Below are 19,716 nucleotides of genomic sequence, written 5' to 3'. Positions count from 1 at the left end.
CCAGCGCCTCCCCTACGCTTCGTCGAACACCGTGCCCTTGATCGACCGTGAAAGACCGCGGAACTCGGCAATCAGCACCCCAGCCTGATTGGTTACCTGCACGTCAGTGATGCCACTGCGACCGGTCAGCGAAATCTCGGTCGCTGTGGCCCGCAGGCGGTCCCCCAACCGGCCCGAGGCAATGTAAGTGATAGAATTGTGCTGCGCGACGGTGACCTGATTGCGGCTGTTGCAGGCAAAGGCAAAGGCGCTGTCGGCCAGCGTGAAAATCACCCCGCCGTGGCACATACCGTGTCCGTTGCAATGGTGCTTCTTCACCGTCAATTCCATGACAGCTTCACCTTCGGCAATATGCGTCATCTCCATCCCCATCCATTGCGAGGCATGGTCTTGCTGCCACATGTGATGGGCGGATTTCTGGGCGCGGTCGTCTGGTGTCATGGACGCGACGCTTGCATGAAGTTCACGCACGGTCAAATACTTAGGCAGGGAAAAGGGGACAACAATGACAGTTCAGGACATTCAGAGTTTCGTGGCCGGTGACTGGCTTGCCCCGGACAGCGCGGCGCGCGATATCCGTGATGCTGTGACAGGTGACGTGATCGCACGCGCGGGTCGTGCGCAGGTCGATGCAAGCGCGATGATCGACCATGCGGTGAGCGTCGGTGCACCTGCTTTGCGGGCAATGACGTTTCACGATCGCGCGCGGATGCTCAAGGCGCTGGCTTTGTATCTGCAAGAACGCAAGCAGCTGCTCTATGACCTGAGCTTTTCAACCGGGGCCACGCAGAAAGACCATCTGATCGACGTTGATGGCGGGATCGGAACGATGCTTGTCATCGCCTCCAAGGGACGGCGCGAGATGCCGGACGGGCATGTCTATCTTGATGGCGAGGTCGAACAGTTGTCGCGCAAGGGCAGCTTTGTCGGGCAGCATGTTTGCACCCCGTTGCAGGGTGTTGCAGTCCATATCAACGCCTTCAACTTCCCGGTTTGGGGGATGCTGGAGAAACTGGCACCCACCTTGCTCGCGGGCGTTCCGGCCATCGTAAAGCCCGCGACGACGACCTGCTATGTGACCGAAGCCTGTGTGCGGATGATGCTGGAGAGCGGAATTTTACCAAATGGTACAATTCAGCTTGTGACCGGCGGATTGGGCGATCTGCTGGACCATCTCGGCGCGCAGGACGTTGTCAGCTTTACCGGCTCTGCCGACACAGCATACGCCCTGCGCAGCGCGCCAAACCTCTTGCGCAACTCGGTCCGGTTTGTGGCAGAACAAGACAGCCTCAACGCGTCGATCCTTGGCCCAGATGCAGTGCCGGGCACGCCGGAGTTCGATCTCTTCGTCAAGGAAGTTCACCGCGAGATGACCACCAAGGCGGGGCAGAAATGTACCGCGATCCGCCGGATCATTGCACCGCAGGCGCAAGTTGATGCGTTGATCGCCGCCGTGTTGGACCGCTTGCGCGATACGGTGGTCGGAGATCCGCGCGATCCAGCGACACGCATGGGGGCTTTGGTGTCGGACGGGCAGCGGCGCGATGTGCTGGCGAAATGCGCAACACTGGGGGCCGAGGCGGAACGTGTCTTCGGTGATCCCGACGCATTCGCCGTACACGGGGCCGACGCCAGCAAAGGCGCGTTCCTGCCGCCAATGCTGTATCATTGCGCCGACCCGGATGCGGCTAGCCATGTGCATGACACCGAAGCATTTGGCCCGGTGGCCACAATCATGGGCTACCGCGATCTGTCGCATGCCATTGCGCTGGTGAACCGGGGGCAAGGCAGCCTTGTCGCGTCCGTCGTCACTCATGATCCAGAGGTCGCCCGCGAGGTGGTGATGGGTGCGGGCGCGTATCATGGACGGCTTTACTTCAACAATCGCGACAGCATGGCCGAGGCGACAGGGCATGGATCGCCCCTGCCCCATATGGTGCATGGTGGTCCCGGACGTGCAGGCGGTGGCGAGGAACTGGGCGGTGTGCGGGGGGTGCTGCACTACATGCAGCGCACGGCCGTGCAGGGCAGCCCGGATGTGATTGCTGCCGTGACAGGGGAATGGGTGCCGGGTGCTGCCACGTCGCAAGGACCAGCACATCCGTTCCGGCGCAGTTTCGACGAAGTTCAGATTGGGGAAACCCTGCATACACCCGAGCGCGAAGTGACGATGGAAGACATCGAACACTTCGCCACCTTCACCGGTGACACGTTCTATGCCCACATGGACGAGGACGCCGCCAAGCGAAACCCGTTCTTTCCGGGGCGCGTTGCACATGGTTACCTTCTGCTCAGTTTTGCGGCGGGGCTGTTTGTCGACCCGGACGAAGGCCCAGTGCTGGCGAATACTGGGCTCGACACTTTGCGTTTTCAGAAACCGGTCAGCGCGGGGGACCGGATCAAGGTGCAGTTGACCGTGAAAAAGAAGACAAAGCGTACAGCAGATTACGGCGAGGTGCGCTGGCATGTGATCCTGCGCAATCAGGACGACGCGCCTGTTGCAGAATATGAACTGCTGACGATGAACGCGTACACCTGAACGCCTGAACGCTTGGCCTGAGACAGCACGCGGCGTATCGCTTGGCCATGACCGACTCAGACTTCGCCCAACTTGTGACCCGCGTTCTGGGATCGTCCACTCCGAGGGTGTGGTCGCTTCTGGTGACCATGTTCGGCGACTTGGCACTGGCTCCGCAGGCACGGCTGAGCGGTGGAACCGTAAACGCGATTACGGCTTCCATCGGTATCAAACCCGAAGCCACCCGCGTGGCCCTGCACCGTCTGCGCAAGGAAGACTGGATTGAAAGCCACCGCACCGGGCGGCAGACACGGTACGCTCTGACTGCGCACGGGCGGACGCAAACCACAGCGGCCGCCCCGCGCGTCTATGGCCCGGCCCCGACTGACCTGCACGCCTATCTCGTGCTGGAGAACCCGTCCCTGCCAACCGACTGGCCCACCGAGCAAGACACGGCGACCACGGTGCAAATCGGACCTAAGGCGGTGGTGACCACATCCAGCGCAAAGACCGACCAGCATCTTCAGCTGGTGCTGACCACCGAGATGGAATTGCCGCGTTGGATCAGCGACAAGCTGTGCCCTCCCGACATCCAAAGTGCCTCACGTGACCTATCCCAACGATTCAAAAAGATTTTGGACGACCATGCGTTGGATGAACTGACCCTTTTGCAGCGTACAGCGATCCGTGTGGTTGTCGTACACGAATGGCGCAGGCTTATCCTGCGCACTCCTGCGTTTCCGGAAACCCTACTGCAGGATCAATGGCACGGAGCAGAGTGTCGGACGGCGTTTCACAAGTTACTGACACGTTTGCCCGTACCTATTCTGGCGGCGTTGGAGAACGCTATCGAGGCAGGATAATACAGTTTGCGTCGCGAAACCCAGTGGCAACAATTCGTTGACTCACGCGCGCGGCCCCGCATTACCTTAAGGCACGCTCAATTTCGGGCAACGGGGGATGTGGCATGACTGCCGGCAATGATCTGTTAGAATTTCAATCGAACCTTAACACAACAACTTCCGATGTTCAGACCATCCGCGCCGATGCAGAAAAGCTGGCGGCGGCATTGGATGCGGCGGCGACGGCGTCACAAAGCTACCTGACCTTCCGTAAAATCATCAAAGTGGCGGATGCGGGGTTTTCGGCCGCGCTGACCACGTTGAAGCTGTCGGAAAACGTGGCGCCGTTGCAGGGACCGTCCCGCGCCCTCAAGGACGTGCTTGAGATCATTCAACCACGTGTTGTGCAAATCAAGGACGCGACCGACCGAGCCAAGAAGATCGAACCGTTGTTGACCAAGATCGTGCAGGCTGACCGCGCCGTCGAGCTGACGATCATGCCTGCGATCGTTGCAACAGATGAGACGCTGATCAATATCCGCGACAGCATTGACGAGATTGTCCGCGCTTTCGACCGCGTCTCGACACCAAACGGCATTCCCGAACTGAACCCGAATGCCGGGACAAGCCGACCGGGGCGGGATGATTTCGAAGGTCTGTTCGATGAGGCCGATGATCTGGTGGCCCCGATCAACGTGGCGTTCGGCCCAGCGCAGGATGCCGCCGACGCTTATGACGATGTGAAAGCCCGGTTCAACGAGATCCTCAATGCGTTCGACATCGCGGATTTTCCCGATCTGAACGCCATTTTCGGTGATCTGGTCGAATTCGATTCCCTGTTCGACGGGCTGGGTGTGATCCTAGACATCGTCGAAACTGCGCTGCGCCCAATCCAGCCTTTGCTCGATGCAATCGGTGCGGTGTTCGACCTTGTGGTCGCGCCGGTGATCGACTTTCTGAACGAAGAACTGGGTGTCGATGCCTTGTTCGAGGAACTGGCAAGCCTGCTTGACCCATTGTTCCCGGATATCGACCTGTTCGACGGGTTCATGAGCGTCGTCAACGATCTGGAAAGCCTGCTGGATCAGCTGGACTTCAACTTCTTCGACGTGCCTGATTTCACCGAGATCGCCCTGGAGGCTTTCGACATTTTCGACGTCACGTTCCAGACGATCGAATTGAACGCGCTTGCGTTGCTGGATGGCCCTGCCTTGCGCCTGGGTGATCCAACAGCCGACACGATGTATGGCACAGGGGGCGACGAGGCGTTCGACCCAGCCGGGGGCGACGACCTTGTGCTCGCGAATAATGGCAATGACATTATCGTCGCAAGCGCAGGTGAAGACACGATCATCGGTGGCGATGGGATCGACCGTGTGGTGTTTGCCGGGGAACTGGTCGAGTACGATTTCACCCGCAACGATGCGACCAACGAGTTGATTTTTACCCATACGGATGTCGGCAGGCATGGGTTCAACGAGGGGATCGAGATCGTTACCGAGGTCGAGTTCTTCGACTTCGGCACCGAGACCTTTACCAAGGAACAATTCGAAGCTGCGGTGGTGGGCGTGTCGGTGCTGGACGACGTGCCGGGGCCAGACGGAGAAGTGACCAGCGACGAAAGCGAGCTGATCTTCCTCAATCCAGGCGGCACCTTGATCGACGGGCTGGAGTTGAACGGTGAAGTCTTCAACGACATGAATGTTGTCTATGGGCTGGGTGGAGATGACCGCATTCAGGGCACACTTGGGCGCGATTTCATCTTCGGCGGTCCCGGCAATGACCTGATCATCCCGCGCACCGGGGTCGATGCGCTTGACGGTGGGCCGGGCAGCGACACGTTTCAGGTGTTCGATCTGGGGCGCAATTCACCGGTGACGGTCAACCTGGAAACAGGGTTCGCGAGCGCAGACGGCGATATCAATCAGGTCTTCGATATCGAGAATGTCATCATCCAGAACGGCAGTTCCATGCAGATCTACGGCAACGACAGCGCCAACACGTTGTTCTCGGGCCGGGGGCGGGACATGCTGTCGGGGCGCTCTGGCGATGATGCGCTTTTTGGCAACGAAGGGCGCGATGTGCTGTGGGGTGGTCAGGGTGTCGACTCTCTTCGCGGTGGCGACAGCAACGACTTTCTGGGCGCGCTGAACACATCCGACAATGGCGGCGCCGAGCTTTATGATGGTGAGGCGGGCATCGACACGCTGAGCTATGCGACCGGGCGGGACGAGATCAACAAATTCCTGTCCAACGACCCGTTCTATCTCGGCATGCTCAACATCGCGATGGAGGACAAGGCAACGACCGGCCCCGTGGTGATCCGTGCCGCTGAGGGCGAGATTGATCGGTTGAATGCGTCGGGTCAGGTGATCGCCACGGACATTGCGTTGAACATCGAACATTTCATCGGGTCGGATTCCGACGACACGATTTACGGTGCCGGGGATTCCCTGAACCGGATCGACATTGGCGGGGGTGACGGTAATGACACGATGTATTCGTGGGGCGCCGATGATGTGAATGGCGGTCGCGGTGACGACCTCTTGATTGCCGAGCGTGGGCCGCAAGGGGGCCGGATTGCCGGGAACTTTGACGGTGGCAACGGCTACAACACGCTGGACCTGCGGCCCGTGGGCGATGCGCGGTTCATCCTTCTGACCAGCAGTGGCAGTGGGAACCTACGCTTTATCGCGGCCGACAAGGATTATACCGGGCGGGAAATCGACGCGCGCGGTGAGGGTTTTGGCATTGATAATATTGATGAATTCCTATGTTGCAACCAAGTAGAAATGTCACCGGTTTTGCAAAGTAGAAATGTCACCAAATGCGCTGAGGGGAGCAAGGCTTTTGAGCCCGGAGACTTCAACTATCGCAGGGCTGAAAAGCCTTGCGGCGATCAGTGAAAGAGATTCTGTTTCTCTACCTTTGTGAAGAAGGCGGCTAGCCCTTCCTCCTTCACGGTCTTTTCGAATTGCTGCCAGGCAAGACCATCTGCAAGGAAAGGCTCATCATACAACGTCGTCGTGCCGAACTCGTTGATGACCTCCAAATACCAGCTTGGATCAATGGTCGTTTTGTAGATCTCAACGTAAGCGGTGTCTGAAGGGCACTTGGGTTTCAGCTTGACGGCTGGAAGTTCCAAGGAAGCAACTCGTCGATGCGGTGTTGCGGATGTCCGGCCGCAATGGCTTCGAGCGTAGCCTTGAGATAGGCGAAAGGCTCGATGGCGTTGATCTTGGCGGTCTCGATCAGGGATGCGATGCGGCCCCATGCCTTGCCCCCCTCGTCATGACCGGCGAACAATGCGTTTTTCCTGTTCAAAGCAATCGGCCTGACCAGATTTTCGACCTTGTTGGAGTCGATCTCGACGCGTCCGTCCGTCAGGAAGGTCTGCAAACCATCCCAGTGTCGGTGGATGTAGGCAAGCTTCTCTCCGAGGCGCGATTTGGCCGAGATGCGCAGGCGCTGCGCTTGTAGCCAGATGCCGAAGGCTTCGACCAGTGGCGCGGATCGTGCCTGGCGCGCTGACAGGCGCTGGCCCGGGGACGTGTCGCGGATGTCTTTCTCGACGGCATAGATTCCTGCGATCTGGCGCAGGCCCTCGGCGGCGATCTCGGAACCATCGCGATCGAAGATTTCCTTGAGCTTGCGACGCGCATGCGCCCAGCAATGGGCGACAACGATCGGATCACCGCCCTTGCGGTCAGGGCGCGTCAGCCGGTTGTAGCCCTGGTAGCCATCGAGTTGCAGCGTGCCGTTGAAGCCGGTCAGGAATTTCTCGGCATTCTCCCCGCGGCGATCGGGAGCATAGAAAAAGACGACCCCGGGGGGATCATCGCCGCCCCATGACCGATCATCGCGCGCCAGAGCCCAGAGGTAGCCTGTTTTTGTCCGCCCGCGGCCCGGATCGAGGACCGGCGCCGTGGTTTCGTCCATGAACAGCTTCGTGGATGTCTTCAGGTGCTCGGCCAGCCGGTCCACGATGGGTCCAAGGTGGAAAGCTGCCACACCGACCCAATCAGCCAGCGTCGAGCGGTGAATGTCGATGCCAGAGCGGGCGAGGATCTGTGATTGTCGGTAGAGCGGGGCATGGTCCGCATATTTGCTGACCAGAACATGCGCGATGGCGCCTTCGGTTGGGAGCCCGCCCTCGATCAGCCATGCGGGCGTCGGTGCTTGTGTGACCCCATCGGTGCAGGTGCGGCAGGCATATTTTGGGCGGACCGTCACGATCACACGGCACTGTGCCGGGACGATGTCGAGCCGCTCGTTGCGGTCCTCGCCGATCCTGTGCATCTGCCCGCAACCACAGGGGCACATCAGGCTGTCGGGTTCGACTACCTGCTCGATGCGTGGCAAACCGGCGGGCAGGTTGCCGCGGTTGCGCCTGGCCACTCGCTTTCGCTTGGGCTTGTCGTCTCCGGGCGTCTGCACCTTCTTTTGTTCACGGGCCTCGGCGACGGCAGCTTCAAGATCCTCGAAGGTCAGCTGGCGATCATCTTCGCTGAGCTTCTCGGACTTCTTGCCGTGGACCACCTGGTTCAGCTCGGCCACCAGATGCTCAAGACGTTTGACGATGTCCTCCAGCTCCGCGGCCCGCGCAGCTTTTGCCTTCAAGGCCTCAAAAGCTACGCGGTATTCCGGTGGCAGGACGGACAGATCGAGGTCTTTGGCAGCGGCGCTCATGATCAGTATTATACACTGGGATCAAAGCCATGATCCCTGCATTCGTCGCCCCGAGTCACTCCGCCGCAGCTGGTGGGCGGGTCTCCAGCGCCTTGACCTTGCGCCAGTCCAGCCCGGAAAAAAGCGCCTCGAACTGTGCGTGGTTCAGCGCCATCATTCCGTCCTTGATCGTGGGCCAGGTGAAGGTCGTGTCCTCGAGCCGTTTGTAGGCCATGACCAGACCGCTGCCGTCCCAATAGAGAAGCTTCAGCCGGTCCAAGCGCTTGGCCCGAAACAGGAACACTGTCCCGGTGAACGGATCTTTGCGGAGCACGGTCTGCACCATGGCTGTCAGCCCGTCGTGTCCTTTTCTGAAGTCAACCGGCTGCGTTGCCACCAAAATGCGCACACGGTTCGAAGGGAAGATCATGCGCCACCCCCAAGCGCACGCACGATGTCCCCAATCCGGGCTGCAGGCGTGGCACCGTCCAGCCGGACAGAAACCGATCCAGCTACGATCTCGATTGCCCTACTCGCCGAACCCGTATCTTCCGCCGATGGCGAACTTTCGACATCGAACATCACCAACGGGGCGAAGTCCGTGTCAGCCTCTGGCGCGGGCAAAACAAGTTCACCATCCTTGGCCAGCCGCCGCCATCCCGACAGGTGGTTCGGGCGAAGGTTATACTTGCGCGCAACGTCATTCACCGTTGCTCCAGGCACCAGCGTTTCTGCCACGATCCGCGCTTTCACACGATCTGGCCACCGTCGGCTCCCGGTCCGTGAGACCTCAACGCCCAAACGCGTGAGAAACTCGTTCGTAGTCTCCATGGCGAAACTCACCTCCTGTTATCCAACAGGGCGTGAGTCTCAAATCACAAGGATCAAGAGAAGGTGGGCGCCACACAGCGCTTACATCTCAACCGTCAAAAATCGTCCATCGATCTCCACGTCGGCGCATAGTTCAGAGAAGATCACGTCGACATCGTCATCGGTATCCATGGTCACATCCTTCTTACCGTTGCGCCGCTTGCGCAGTTGTCTTCTTCACTCGCGCATCTGATGGACGTCCTGGCCGTCGGCCGTTTGACTTATATCCCATCTTCTCAGAGTTCGTACGGACCTTGGGCTTTGGGGGCGCCGCATCCTGCATCTCTTTGATATGCTCAAGCACGGCGCTCAGGTTCTTGTTGCTGGTGATCGCCGCATGAGTAACGCGTTGGTCCATGTCAAAAAACCTGTAGGGTAGGGAATAGCCTTTCCAGCGGACCTCAAACCGACCGTCCACATAGGCATAGGTGAACCGCCCCGGGTTTACCGGAGAGTAAAACACTCAAAGGATGAGCCCTATGACAAAGCAGAGATTCACCCCCGCCTATCCGGCCGAGCTTCGCGAACGCGGTGTTCGGATGTTTCGAGAGAACCGTACCGATTATTCCAGCGATACGGCCGCCTATAAGGCCATCGCGCCGAAGCTTGGCTGTTCGCCGGACAGTCTGCGGGTCTGGTGTCAGCAGGCCGAACGCGATGCCGGGCAGCGGGCCGGTCTGACAAGTGCCGAGAAGGATCGGATCAAGGAACTTGAGCGTGAGGTCCGTGAACTGCGCCAGGCCAACGAGATCCTGAAGAAGGCCAGCGCATATTTCGCAGCGGCGGAGCTCGACCGCCCATTCCGCAAATGATCGCGTTCATTGATGATCACCGTTGTGTCCATGGTGTCGGGCCGATCTGCCGGGTTCTGGGGATCGCACCATCGACTTATTACGCCTTCAAGGCCGTGGAGCGTGATCCGGATCTGGCATCGGACCGGGCCAGGCAGGATCAGCTGGACATGGCTGCGATCAAGCAGGCCTTCGAGGGCAGCCGGGGCCGATATGGCGCGCGCAAGGTCTGGCACCAGCTACGCCGCAGTGGCCATGATATCGCCCGCTGCACGGTGGAGAGGTTGATGCAGGTCATGGGATTACAAGGCGTTGTGCAGGGCAAGAAGGTGATCACCACCAACCCCGATACGGCACAACCTTGCCCGCACGATAAGGTAAACCGAGCCTTCGTGGCGGACATGCCAAACCAGCTTTGGGTCAGCGACTTCACCTATGTTTCCAGCTGGCAAGGAATGGTCTACGTGGCTTTCATCATCGACGTCTTCGCCCGCAAGATCGTTGGCTGGCGGGTCTCGACCTCGATGACGACTGGTTTCGTCTTGGATGCCCTGAACCAGGCCATCTGCCAGAGGGCGCCGTCTGAGGCTGACAAATTGATCCATCACAGTGATCGTGGCAGCCAATACCTGTCGATCCGATACACCGAGCGGCTCGCAGAGGCCGGCATCGATACCTCGGTCGGAAGCGTCGGCGATTCCTATGATAATGCCCTCGCCGAAAGCATCATCGGCCTGTTCAAGACCGAGGTCATCAAGTTCCTCGGCCCCTGGAAGTCGGTCGGTCAGGTCGAATGGGAAACTCTGAAATGGGTCGACTGGTATAACAACACCCGCCTTCACAGCGCCGTCGGTTACATCACGCCACAAGAAGCAGAGGAGGCATTCTACGCAAGCTTGAACGCTGACGAAAAAGCAGCCTAACTATTGAACCAGAAACTCTCCGGTAAACCCGGGGCGGTTCAGTGAGCCCGTGATGTTCGGACAGCATCTCAGCCGCAAGCGTCGGCCCGAAGTCAGGATACTGTGCTTTGATGACGCTCAAAGCATAGTCGCGTTTAGCCGCGTGGATTTGATTGTTTGGCGAACGCCCCCGCGACTTGTGCCGGAGCGCTGAAGCTCCGTCCTGACGATACCGCTTCAACAGTCGGAATATCTGCCGACGCGTCAGGTCCAACATGTTCGCCGCATTGTCGACGCTCAGCCGACCGTCATCGACCTGCGCCAAAACCTCAACCCGGTTCAACTCGCGCTCGCTCATCAATACCCATCCCATGTCCGCTCATCCTCTCATCAGTTTGCGAGGAGAGTGACATTCCTGAATTGCTCATGGGTGACATTATCGCTTTGCGCGTACATCCTACTAGGCGAGAATAATGACTATGTGACATGGGGCACCGGTGGTGACGCGACCATTCGCGGCGCGGGGGGCGATGATCATCTCGAATCCGTCAGCAGCGATGGCACGCAAAGCCCGACCTTCTATGGCGATGCGGGCAACGATCTGATCATCATCGGTAACGGCGGCAACGCATTTGGCGGTATCGGCGACGACCGGATCGAAGTCACATCGGGCGGCGAGATCACCGCCGACGGTGGCGAGGGCAACGACACATTCTACGTCACCCGCATGAACAACGAACTCAGCGGTGGCGCGGGATATGACACGCTGATCCTTGAGCCGCGCTTTGGGGAAGGCATCTCGGTCAACCTTGCCAACGGGACGGCGGTTTCGGACACCTCTATCGACCTCGACACCATCACCGGAATCGAAGCGCTGGTGACCTCGGATGCGAACGACACCGTTGTCGGCAGCGACAACTCTGACCGCATTATAACCCGCGCGGGCAATGATACGGTCAGCGCAGGAGATGGTGCCGATCAGATATTCGGCGGCGACGGGCGTGATACGATACGGGGTGAAGGCGACAACGACACGATCAATGGCGGTGCGGGTGACGACATCGTGGATGGCGGTGATGGCACGGACACAGTGGATTATGCCTTCGCCAGCTATGGCGGCACCGAGGGCGAGATCGTGGCGCAGGTCTTTTCCGGAGCTGTGGTGGATCTTGCCGATGAGCGCGGTGGGCGCGCGGGCGAAAACGATACGCTGATCGGCATCGAAAACGTCTTTGGCACCTTGCTGGATGATGACATCACCGGCGACGGCGCAAACAACCTTCTGTCGGGCGGCGCAGGGGTGGACACGCTTAGCGGTGGCGGCGGTGACGATATCTTGATTGCCGGTGGTCACAATTCGACCACAGCCGAGGATGAGCTTTATGGCGGCGGTGGCGATGACCGCATGGTGATCGGCGCAAATTCGTTTTTTGCCGATGGGGGCGACGGGACAGACACGCTTGATTTTTCGGGGGGCACCGACCTTGCCGAGGGCGGTGGCCGGACGCTGGCGTTGGAGATCGACCTGCAGGACCGCAGCCTGTCGCGTGACATCGAGGTCGGGCGCGTGGTCTGGGCCGATGATGGCAGCACATCATCGCGTCAGTTCGACGGTCAGTCCATCAGCCCACGCGACGTGCTGCTGAGCAATCCGCTTTATGCGCGGTCGGCCTCGGATCTGGCGGTCCGTTTGCCGACTGGCGAAGAAACCGAGGACGACATTCCCAGCTTTGCGATTGAGATCACGTCATCTACGCAATCGAACGGCCAGATTTCAAACATCTTCACCAGCATCGAAAACGTCCTTGGGACAAACGGCGCAGACGTGATCCGGGGGGACAGCACGGGGAACCTGCTCGAAGGTGCTGAGGGCGATGATACTCTTGAAGGGCGCGCGGGCGACGACAATCTTGACGGGGGTGCGGGCACGGACACAGCGTTCTTTTCTGGCGATCAGGCGAACTACACCCTAACGATCAGCGCCTCATCGGTGACACTTACCGATCGGCGCGACGGCGGCAATGGGACCGATACACTGACAGCGATCGAAGCGCTGGATTTCGATACGGACTTCAACGCTGCGCCGTTCAACCTTGAACAATTCGGCGGATTGGCGCAGCTTTCGCGGGCGGACTTAGAGACCTTTATCGCTGTCAACGGCGGAGTAAAATTAGGCCACGGGGCGGCGCAAAACTGGGCCACTTTGGGTTTACGCGGGACGCGGGTGATGAGCGGCGGCCAGTCAGCCGCGCTCTCCATGTAGCTGGCGGGTGACTGGCCGCCTTGGACCGTCAGGTCCAAGTCTGGGCTTTGGATCAGTTGATGTTTTCGCCGGGCTTGCGTGCGCGGCTTTGCGCGAGGCGATAGCTTTCGCCGTTCATCTCGAGGATGTTGACGTGGTGGGTCAACCGGTCGAGGAGCGCGCCGGTCAGCCGCTCGGTGCCGAAGGTCTCGGTCCATTCATCGAAGGGCAGATTGCTGGTGATCAGCGTGGCGCCGCGCTCGTAGCGCTGGGAGATCATCTCAAAAAGCAGCTCGGCGCCGGTCTTGGACAGGGGCACGAATCCGAGCTCGTCGATGATCAGCAGCTTCACGGCAGCCATCTGCTTCTGGACGCGCAGCAGCCGACGTTCGTCTCGCGCCTCCATCAGCTCGTTGACCAGCGCGGCGGCGGTGGTGAAGCTGACAGACATGCCCTTCTGGCAGGCTGCCAGTCCCAAGCCCAGTGCAATGTGGGTTTTGCCGGTTCCGCTGGGCCCGAGGGCGATCACGTTCTCACGCCGGTCGATCCATTCGCAACGCCCCAGTTCCAGCACCTGCATCTTGTTCAGCTTCGGGATCGCCTTGAAGTCGAAGCTGTCGAGGCTTTTGGTGGCCGGGAACTTCGCGGCCTTGATGCGGCGCTCGACCATCCGCCGCTCGCGGTCAATGAGTTCCAGTTCCACGAGGCGCGACAGGAACTGGACATGGTCCAGTCCTTCGGCGGCGCATTGACGCGCAACCTTCTCGTGCTCCCGCAAGAATGTGGGCAGCTTCAGCGTCTTCAGATGGTGGGCAAGCAGGATCTTCGGGGCCTCGGTCATTCCGCCGCCTCCGACATCAAGGCCATGTAGCTGGCCGCCCGCGTCGTCTCGACATTCGCCCGCGGCAAGTAGGGGTAGACATCGAGATCAAGCCTCGGGGGGCGCTTCTCCACCTGACAAAGCACGAGGTGCTTCACGGCGTCGAAGCCGACCGCGCCCAGCTTCAGGGCCTTCTTCACGGCGGCATGCAGGTCATCCATCTCGAAGGTCTCGAGCAGACGCAGCACCTGCACATACTCGCGGCGCCCCATCTTGAGCATGCGCGCCTCCATCAGGCGGCGCAAAGTCTGGAACTCTTCGGGCAGGTCCCATTCCGCCAAGGGTGCGGCCTGGTCCAAGGCATTGATCTTGCGCTCGATCAGCGGGAGGTAGTGAACCGGATCAAAGATCATGTCCTCGCGATCGTAACAGCGCGGGTGTCGGGCGATCACCTCCCCGCGACAGCCGATCACGACCTCATCGACATAGCCGCGGATCCAGACATCCTGGTGGCCATAGGCGACCGGGACCGAGTAATCGTTGGTGTCATAGCGCACGAGAGACTGCGAGCTGACCCTGCCGCCCGCTTGGTCGCAGGCGTCGAACGGGGCGGCAGGCAGGGGGCGCATCGCGACCAGATCGCGCTGCAACCTCTCACCGATCGTCTCCTTGTGACCCCGAAGAATGCGCGTCAGGCGTGCGCGGCACTGCCCTTCAAGGTCTGCGTTGAAATCGTCCCAACTGGCAAAGTGGGGGATCGGCACCATGTGGTTGCGGCGGGCGTAGCCGACCATCCCCTCGACAGCGCCCTTGTCGTTCCCCTTCCCGGGCCGACCATAGCGATCCCGAAACAGGTAATGCGACTGCAAGCCGCTGAACAGCGTGGCGCGGATGCGCGTGCCGTCCGGTTGGATCTTCGACACCAGGCAGCGGTCGTTGTCGTAGAGCACCGACTGCGGCACCCCGCCGAAGAAGTCAAACGCGCGGACATGGCCGTCTATCCAGGCCTCCGCCGTCGCCGCTGGATAGGCCCGGACGAAATAGGCATCGCTGTGCGGCAGGTCCATGACGAAGAAGTGCGCCTTCTGCTCGACACCGCCGATGACGACAACCGCTTCGCCAAAATCGGCCTGAGCATGGCCCGGCGGATGAGCCAGCGGCACAAACATCTCCCGGGTCCGCCGCTCGCGATCACGCACGTAATCCTTGACGATCGTATAGCCTCCGGTGAAGCCGTGCTCGGCCTGAAGCCGTTCCCATATCCGCTTGGCCGTATGACGCTGCTTGCGATGCACGACCTTGTCGGCTTCAAGCCAGGCGTCAATGAACTCGGTGAACCCGTCCAGCTTCGGCCGCCTGATCGGCTTGTCCCGCCGGTAGCCAGGCGGCACCGAAAAGGCCAACATCTTATCAACCGTCCCACGCGAAATGTTGAAATGCTTCGCCGCCGCCCGCGCGCTCATGCCCTCGGAACACGCCAAGCGAACCTTCTTGTAAAGTTCCACGGTATAGATCTCCCCGCCCTCCCTGCCGATGCAAGAAGGGAAAAGTGGCAGGATTTTACTCCGCCCGCAGCGAGACTATCCCGCCGCTACCATGGCCTAATTTTGCACCGCCGTTTCCACCGGTCGAAGGCTTGCCGGACGAGTTCTGGAAAGAACAGTCCTGCTCGAATTGCCACGAATGGAATCAGGAACGGCTCTGCGATCAGGCCAATGTCTACCTAACGCTTAGCGGCCAGAAATCGCTGGAGAAGCCGCATCCTTTCGGTGGCATCCTTAAGCGGAACCTGCGCCAATGGGCAACCGGCGGCTGCGAGTAAGCCTAGACTTCTGATGCCTACAGATGGCCAAGTGTTTCAAGGCGCTTGGCCGCTTTCTGAACGTGCGGCACCATCCCAATCAGCGCGTCCAGATTGTATCGTTGCCGTGGCGCGTGGATGGACAGCGTGGTCAGCAACCGGCCTTCGGTGTCTTGAATGGGTACAGCGATGGCCACCATGTCATCCATGAACTCTTCGTTGTCGGTCGAAAAGCCGCGCGTCCGTGTAACAGCCAATTCATCCATCAAACCGTCGACATCAGTGATCGACTTGTCGGTCGATGGATCAAGCGGCAACCACGACAACACCCGCTTCAACTTGTCCAAACGCAGCGAAGACAGGTACATCTTGCCGCTCGCCGTACAGTGGAACGGCACCTGCGTGCCGACGGGCAGCTGGATGCGCAGCGGCCAATGGGTTTCGACCCGATCTAGATACACCATCCCGTATCGCCCCGGCGCTGCCAGATTACAGGTCTCACCCACCTCGCTGGCCAAGGCTTGCATGATGACCAATCGTTCGGTCCGCAATCGTTGCGATGACAGGGTGTTGCCCGACAGCTTGCGCAACCGCCGACCCGGTCCATAAGACCGCCCATCAATATCGCGCTGCAAAAACCCCTCTTCCTCTGCCGTTGCCAGCAATCGGTGAATGGTCGGCTTTGGCAGACCGAGCGTTTCAGACAAGGTAGACGGGGCAACCGGCACCCCTGCCCGCGCGACTTCTTCCAAGATCAGAAGAAGTCGCAGATTGGTCGGGATCTGCCCTTTGGTTTCAGAGGCAGAGGCGTCGGGCATGCAATCGGTCTCACCTATCCGGTAACAAGAACAACGCCAGTTCAGGCGTCAGGGCAACAAGCACCCAAACACTGATCAACGCGACAAGATAGGGCACCGTGTACTTGAGAAGCCGGAAATACGGAACACCCGTCACCCCAGACGCGACATAAAGGTTAAGCCCATAGGGGGGCGTGATGAACCCAATTGAGGCCCCCACAAGGAAGATCACCGAGAAGTGGATCGGATCGACGCCCACACTTGCGGCAATCGGCGCAAGAATAGGCGCAAGGATGATGGTGACCGGCAGTGACTCCAGCACCATACCGGAAACAAACACAATGATCATCGCAGTGAAGAGCACGGCATAGTAGCCGCCCATCGCCGTCACGAAATCTCCGATCACTTGCTGCGCCCCCAACAAAGACAGGATCTGTTGCATCACCACTGAAATGGCGATCAGCGGTGCAAGAATGCCAGTGATCTCGGCGGATCGCATGGTGATGCCGGGAATCTGCTTGAGGGTGAAACCCTCGACCACCAACATTTCAGCATAGCTCTTGTCTTCCCAGCTCCGGCCTGGATCTTGCCGCATCACACGGCTCAACACCCAAGACACCAGTCCCGCGATGATACAGAATCCCACGGTTACGCCGGCCGCCTCGGTGGGGGAAAACTTGCCCGTGTAGATGCCCCACAGCACAAGACCGATGGCGAAAAAACCAAGCCATGCGCCAAAGGCTGTTTTCAGAACGCGGTTCAATTGCAACGGGATCAGATAACCCCAACCGTTGATGCGGCAGATGATCCAGCAGGCCACCTGCATGCCGATCACCATCAGCGCACCGGGGATGATCCCAGCCACGAAAAGGTCTGAAATCGGCAGGTTCATCAGAAAGCCATAGACGATAAAGATGATAGAAGGCGGGATGATGATCCCAACTGTGCCACCTGCCGCAGCTGTCGCTGCCGAGAAGCGTTCGTCATAGCCGCCTTTGACCATCTCGGGATGTAACATCGACCCGATTGTCGCCGTCGTGGCCGAGTTCGACCCGGAGATTGCGGCAAACAAGCCGCACGCGCCCAGCGATGCCATCGCCAGACCACCCCGCAACCAGCCCAGACAGGCATAGGCAAAATCCGACAATCGTCGGGCAATGCCGGACTTGTTGATCAGGTCACCTGTCAGGATGAACAGCGGCATCGCCAGCAGGGCAAACCCCTTGTTGAACACGTTGAGCAGTTCCGCCCCCATATTGTCGAGCGTCAACCCCAACACGAAAGAGCACCCGACCACCCAGTAGGCGATCACCAGAAGAACCGGCACACCCAGCATGAACAGAAACGTAACGCCAACCGAGATCAGTGTGATGAAGGTTCCGTCGGTCATCATGTATCCCCCCCGATCACGGATTGCTGGATCAGCGGCTGGCCGGTCCGGTAGTTTTTCATATCATCCTGAATGTTCTCGACAGCGCGTGCCGCCATCAGTGTTGCCGCGACAGGGGCAGATAGAAGGAACCACCACTGCATGGTGTTGTCGGTCCCCAGTACGATCTGAAAGTTCGATGCAGACAACGCGACCACCCGCATCGTGGTCACAAGAAAGATCAGCGCAAACCCGAACCACAACACAAAGTCGAGCCACAGACAGACGATTTGCCCGCCCCGTGGCATCCGGCTTCGGAATTCGGAAAAGCTCAGATGGGTGCGCACACGGATGTTATAGGCCGCGCCGAACCATGCCATCACCATGAACAGGAATGGCGGAATGGTCGTCGACCAGGGTTGCTGGTTGGAAAAGACAAAGCGGTCAATGACACCCCAGAAGATGATGCCCGCTGTTCCAAGATAGCAAACGATCATCACCGTTCGTTCGAAATAGCGCTCAAAGATAGGAACGTGGTGATAGACCCAAGACAGGGCCAACCCCGCCAGAACCAGAAAGACAGCGCCGAAGATATACACTGAATTCGGCGCCAAAGCCTGTCGGATTGTCCACGAATCTCGGCTGGCAAGCGCACTGACCAATGCGCTAAAATCGGACCAGAGCTCCATCGGCCCCCTCCTCCCATGTGAAGACTGTGCCGGATTGATCCGGTCTGTGCATCTTTAGATGAAACAGCCCCGTCAAAGCGGGGCTGCGTCTTGACTTGTCCTAAAGAGGCATCAACCCTTCCACCAGCGGCGCGGTTCGACGTTTTCGGCCAGCGTGTGCGGGTTGTTCCGCACTTCGGCGTAAATGTCCTGATAAGTGTCGATCCCACCGGCCCAGCCGTTGATCCTCTCGCGCCACTGCTCCCACAGCTGCGGTTGGAATTCGGGCGAACACATCTCTTCGGCCTTGCGCACTTCGGCATCCGACAACTTGGCTACGCGCACGTTGTTTTCCGCAAAGATCGTGCCCGGCATGGGCGGATCGGTAAAGCCGACGGTGTTGACCAGCGCCGCTTCGTTGGCGGCCTGCACATGCACCTGTGTGAGGTACGAGGCTTCCATGACCGCGTCCTGCAGGTCGCCCGACAGACCATCAAAAGTCTCAGAGCGCATCGCGGTGTGCTCTGTGCCGCAGAAGAAGCGCAGATCGACGCTCTGGCTGACCACCGGTGACATGTTCGCGTAGGCCACAGCCGATGCCCATGTTTCCGCGCCGTCGATGAGGCCCTGCTTCAGACCGTCCAGCGTTTCTTCCCACGCGATCGGAACCGGATTCAGGTTCAGAGCTTCCATCGCGATCCGACCAAGCTGCGTGCCTGTCACGCGGTTCTTGGTGCCCATGATGTCTTCTATCCTGGTGACCGTTGGCTTGTCGGCAAAGCTCTGGCCCATCTGAATGCCGCGCAGTTCGGCATGGGTGAAGAGGAACTTCAGACCATGACGCTTTTCGAACGGATCACGCAGAATACGCTGCGATTCCGGCGAGTACATGAAATAGTACTGGTCCGCACGGCTGCGGAACATGTACGCATAATCCAGCACGTTCAGATAAGGCGCACCACCGGCCGAATTCTGGGTGGAGGCCGCGTAGATGTCGATGATGCCCTGCTGGGCCTTCTCGACGCAGGACAGCTGACCACAGATCTGGTTGTTGCCGATGAATTCGATACGAATTTCACCGTCCGTGCGCTCTTCCAGATCGCGAGCGAACTCAAGACAACCCGCCCGTTCGATCAGCAAGTTCTGCGGGTTAAAGCCCGCCGCACCGAACTTCAGCGTGTGCTTGGCTTCCTTCGCAAAGCGCTTGTTGTAGGTCGATTCCGCCGCTTTCGCGAGGTTTGCCGCAGTCATGACCCCACCGAATGTTCCCGCCGCCAATAGCGTCGAACTCATCCCGTAAGTGCCTGCGATGCGGAAGAAATCCCGGCGCGAGACTCCCTTGATACGATCTCCGATTTTCATTGCTTCTCCTCCCGTTTTAGCAATTATTGAGACTTAAATTTTCAAAAAAGACTAGAATGGCTTTTC

The 19,716-nt window shown here is 59.4% G+C and carries 17 protein-coding genes, 2 pseudogenes and 1 other annotated feature; of the genes and pseudogenes, 6 read left to right on the top strand and 13 right to left on the bottom strand.

Annotated features, from left to right (window positions below):
- Positions 1-12 precede the first annotated feature (12 nt).
- Entirely contained in the window at positions 13-441 is a 429-nt protein-coding gene (paaI, locus tag ACK3EW_RS03990) for a hydroxyphenylacetyl-CoA thioesterase PaaI (protein ID WP_493808549.1), read from the bottom strand.
- Positions 442-505: 64 nt separating this feature from the next.
- Here paaI and paaZ point away from each other — a divergent pair, with 64 nt between their 5' ends.
- From paaZ to ACK3EW_RS03975, 3 genes are all read left to right on the top strand, one after another.
- Positions 506-2,539: a phenylacetic acid degradation bifunctional protein PaaZ gene (gene paaZ, locus ACK3EW_RS03985; protein WP_493808548.1), complete on the top strand. Its 2,034-nt coding sequence runs from the start codon at positions 506-508 to the stop codon at positions 2,537-2,539.
- A gap of 47 nt (positions 2,540-2,586) precedes the next feature.
- Positions 2,587-3,381, top strand: coding sequence for a PaaX family transcriptional regulator C-terminal domain-containing protein (locus ACK3EW_RS03980; protein WP_493808547.1), 795 nt, complete (start codon positions 2,587-2,589; stop codon positions 3,379-3,381).
- Positions 3,382-3,485: 104 nt separating this feature from the next.
- Positions 3,486-6,266, top strand: a complete 2,781-nt coding sequence (locus ACK3EW_RS03975; RefSeq protein ID WP_493808546.1) for a calcium-binding protein — start codon at positions 3,486-3,488, stop codon at positions 6,264-6,266.
- Here the strand turns inward: ACK3EW_RS03975 and ACK3EW_RS03970 are convergent.
- The 5 genes and pseudogenes from ACK3EW_RS03970 to ACK3EW_RS03950 all read right to left on the bottom strand — a co-directional run.
- Positions 6,260-6,505 carry a hypothetical protein gene (locus ACK3EW_RS03970; protein ID WP_493808545.1) on the bottom strand — a complete coding sequence of 82 codons (246 nt, stop codon included), beginning with the start codon at positions 6,503-6,505 and terminating at the stop codon, positions 6,260-6,262. The genes ACK3EW_RS03975 and ACK3EW_RS03970 overlap by 7 nt on opposite strands.
- Entirely contained in the window at positions 6,481-8,049 is a 1,569-nt protein-coding gene (gene tnpC / locus ACK3EW_RS03965; RefSeq protein WP_301070747.1) for an IS66 family transposase, read from the bottom strand. The genes ACK3EW_RS03970 and tnpC overlap by 25 nt, the downstream gene beginning before the upstream one ends.
- Before the next feature lie 55 nt (positions 8,050-8,104).
- Positions 8,105-8,458 (bottom strand): IS66 family insertion sequence element accessory protein TnpB, encoded by a 354-nt coding sequence (tnpB, locus tag ACK3EW_RS03960; protein WP_301070749.1) that lies wholly within the window; start codon positions 8,456-8,458, stop codon positions 8,105-8,107.
- Complete coding sequence (tnpA, locus tag ACK3EW_RS03955) at positions 8,455-8,859, bottom strand: IS66-like element accessory protein TnpA (protein WP_301070753.1); 405 nt, start codon at positions 8,857-8,859, stop codon at positions 8,455-8,457. The genes tnpB and tnpA overlap by 4 nt, the downstream gene beginning before the upstream one ends.
- Before the next feature lie 184 nt (positions 8,860-9,043).
- Positions 9,044-9,337 (bottom strand): annotated as a pseudogene (locus ACK3EW_RS03950) (ISNCY family transposase); the annotation flags it as partial.
- A gap of 40 nt (positions 9,338-9,377) precedes the next feature.
- Between ACK3EW_RS03950 and ACK3EW_RS03945 the strand changes: the two are divergent.
- Positions 9,378-10,612, top strand: a protein-coding gene (locus tag ACK3EW_RS03945) for an IS3 family transposase (protein WP_493807110.1) whose coding sequence is annotated in 2 segments (ribosomal slippage) — positions 9,378-9,678 and positions 9,678-10,612 — 1,236 coding nt in all. Because the reading frame shifts where the segments join, the coding sequence is not laid out codon by codon here.
- Positions 9,665-9,781, top strand: a sequence feature (AL1L pseudoknot). (Overlaps the previous gene by 117 nt.)
- 46 nt (positions 10,613-10,658) lie before the next feature.
- Here ACK3EW_RS03945 and ACK3EW_RS03940 read toward each other — a convergent pair.
- Positions 10,659-10,964, bottom strand: a pseudogene (locus ACK3EW_RS03940) (helix-turn-helix domain-containing protein); the annotation flags it as partial.
- A gap of 33 nt (positions 10,965-10,997) precedes the next feature.
- Here ACK3EW_RS03940 and ACK3EW_RS03935 point away from each other — a divergent pair.
- Positions 10,998-12,854: a calcium-binding protein gene (locus ACK3EW_RS03935; RefSeq protein WP_493808544.1), complete on the top strand. Its 1,857-nt coding sequence runs from the start codon at positions 10,998-11,000 to the stop codon at positions 12,852-12,854.
- Between the two features lie 52 nt (positions 12,855-12,906).
- Here ACK3EW_RS03935 and istB read toward each other — a convergent pair whose 3' ends face one another.
- Both istB and istA read right to left on the bottom strand, forming a co-directional pair.
- Positions 12,907-13,674, bottom strand: a complete 768-nt coding sequence (istB, locus tag ACK3EW_RS03930; RefSeq protein WP_493806540.1) for an IS21-like element helper ATPase IstB — start codon at positions 13,672-13,674, stop codon at positions 12,907-12,909.
- Complete coding sequence (istA, locus tag ACK3EW_RS03925) at positions 13,671-15,167, bottom strand: IS21 family transposase (RefSeq protein WP_493809686.1); 1,497 nt, start codon at positions 15,165-15,167, stop codon at positions 13,671-13,673. The genes istB and istA overlap by 4 nt, the downstream gene beginning before the upstream one ends.
- A gap of 35 nt (positions 15,168-15,202) precedes the next feature.
- On the opposite strand from istA, the gene ACK3EW_RS03920 reads away from it, so the two are divergent.
- Complete coding sequence (locus tag ACK3EW_RS03920; RefSeq protein WP_493808543.1) at positions 15,203-15,475, top strand: hypothetical protein; 273 nt, start codon at positions 15,203-15,205, stop codon at positions 15,473-15,475.
- Between the two features lie 17 nt (positions 15,476-15,492).
- On the opposite strand, the gene ACK3EW_RS03915 is transcribed toward ACK3EW_RS03920, so the two are convergent.
- From ACK3EW_RS03915 to ACK3EW_RS03900, 4 genes are all read right to left on the bottom strand, one after another.
- Complete coding sequence (locus tag ACK3EW_RS03915) at positions 15,493-16,272, bottom strand: IclR family transcriptional regulator (RefSeq protein WP_493808542.1); 780 nt, start codon at positions 16,270-16,272, stop codon at positions 15,493-15,495.
- Positions 16,273-16,282: 10 nt separating this feature from the next.
- Complete coding sequence (locus tag ACK3EW_RS03910; RefSeq protein WP_085629005.1) at positions 16,283-17,641, bottom strand: TRAP transporter large permease; 1,359 nt, start codon at positions 17,639-17,641, stop codon at positions 16,283-16,285.
- Positions 17,641-18,309, bottom strand: coding sequence for a TRAP transporter small permease (locus tag ACK3EW_RS03905; protein WP_493808541.1), 669 nt, complete (start codon positions 18,307-18,309; stop codon positions 17,641-17,643). Before ACK3EW_RS03905 ends, ACK3EW_RS03910 begins: the two co-directional genes overlap by 1 nt.
- 111 nt (positions 18,310-18,420) lie before the next feature.
- The gene (locus ACK3EW_RS03900) at positions 18,421-19,650 is read right to left on the bottom strand and encodes a TRAP transporter substrate-binding protein (protein WP_493808540.1); all 1,230 of its coding nucleotides are present in this window, start codon (positions 19,648-19,650) and stop codon (positions 18,421-18,423) included.
- Positions 19,651-19,716 lie beyond the last annotated feature (66 nt).

This window comes from Marivita sp. NO-S04 (genome assembly GCF_059070475.1).
This window is presented reverse-complemented; position numbering and strand designations above follow the sequence as displayed.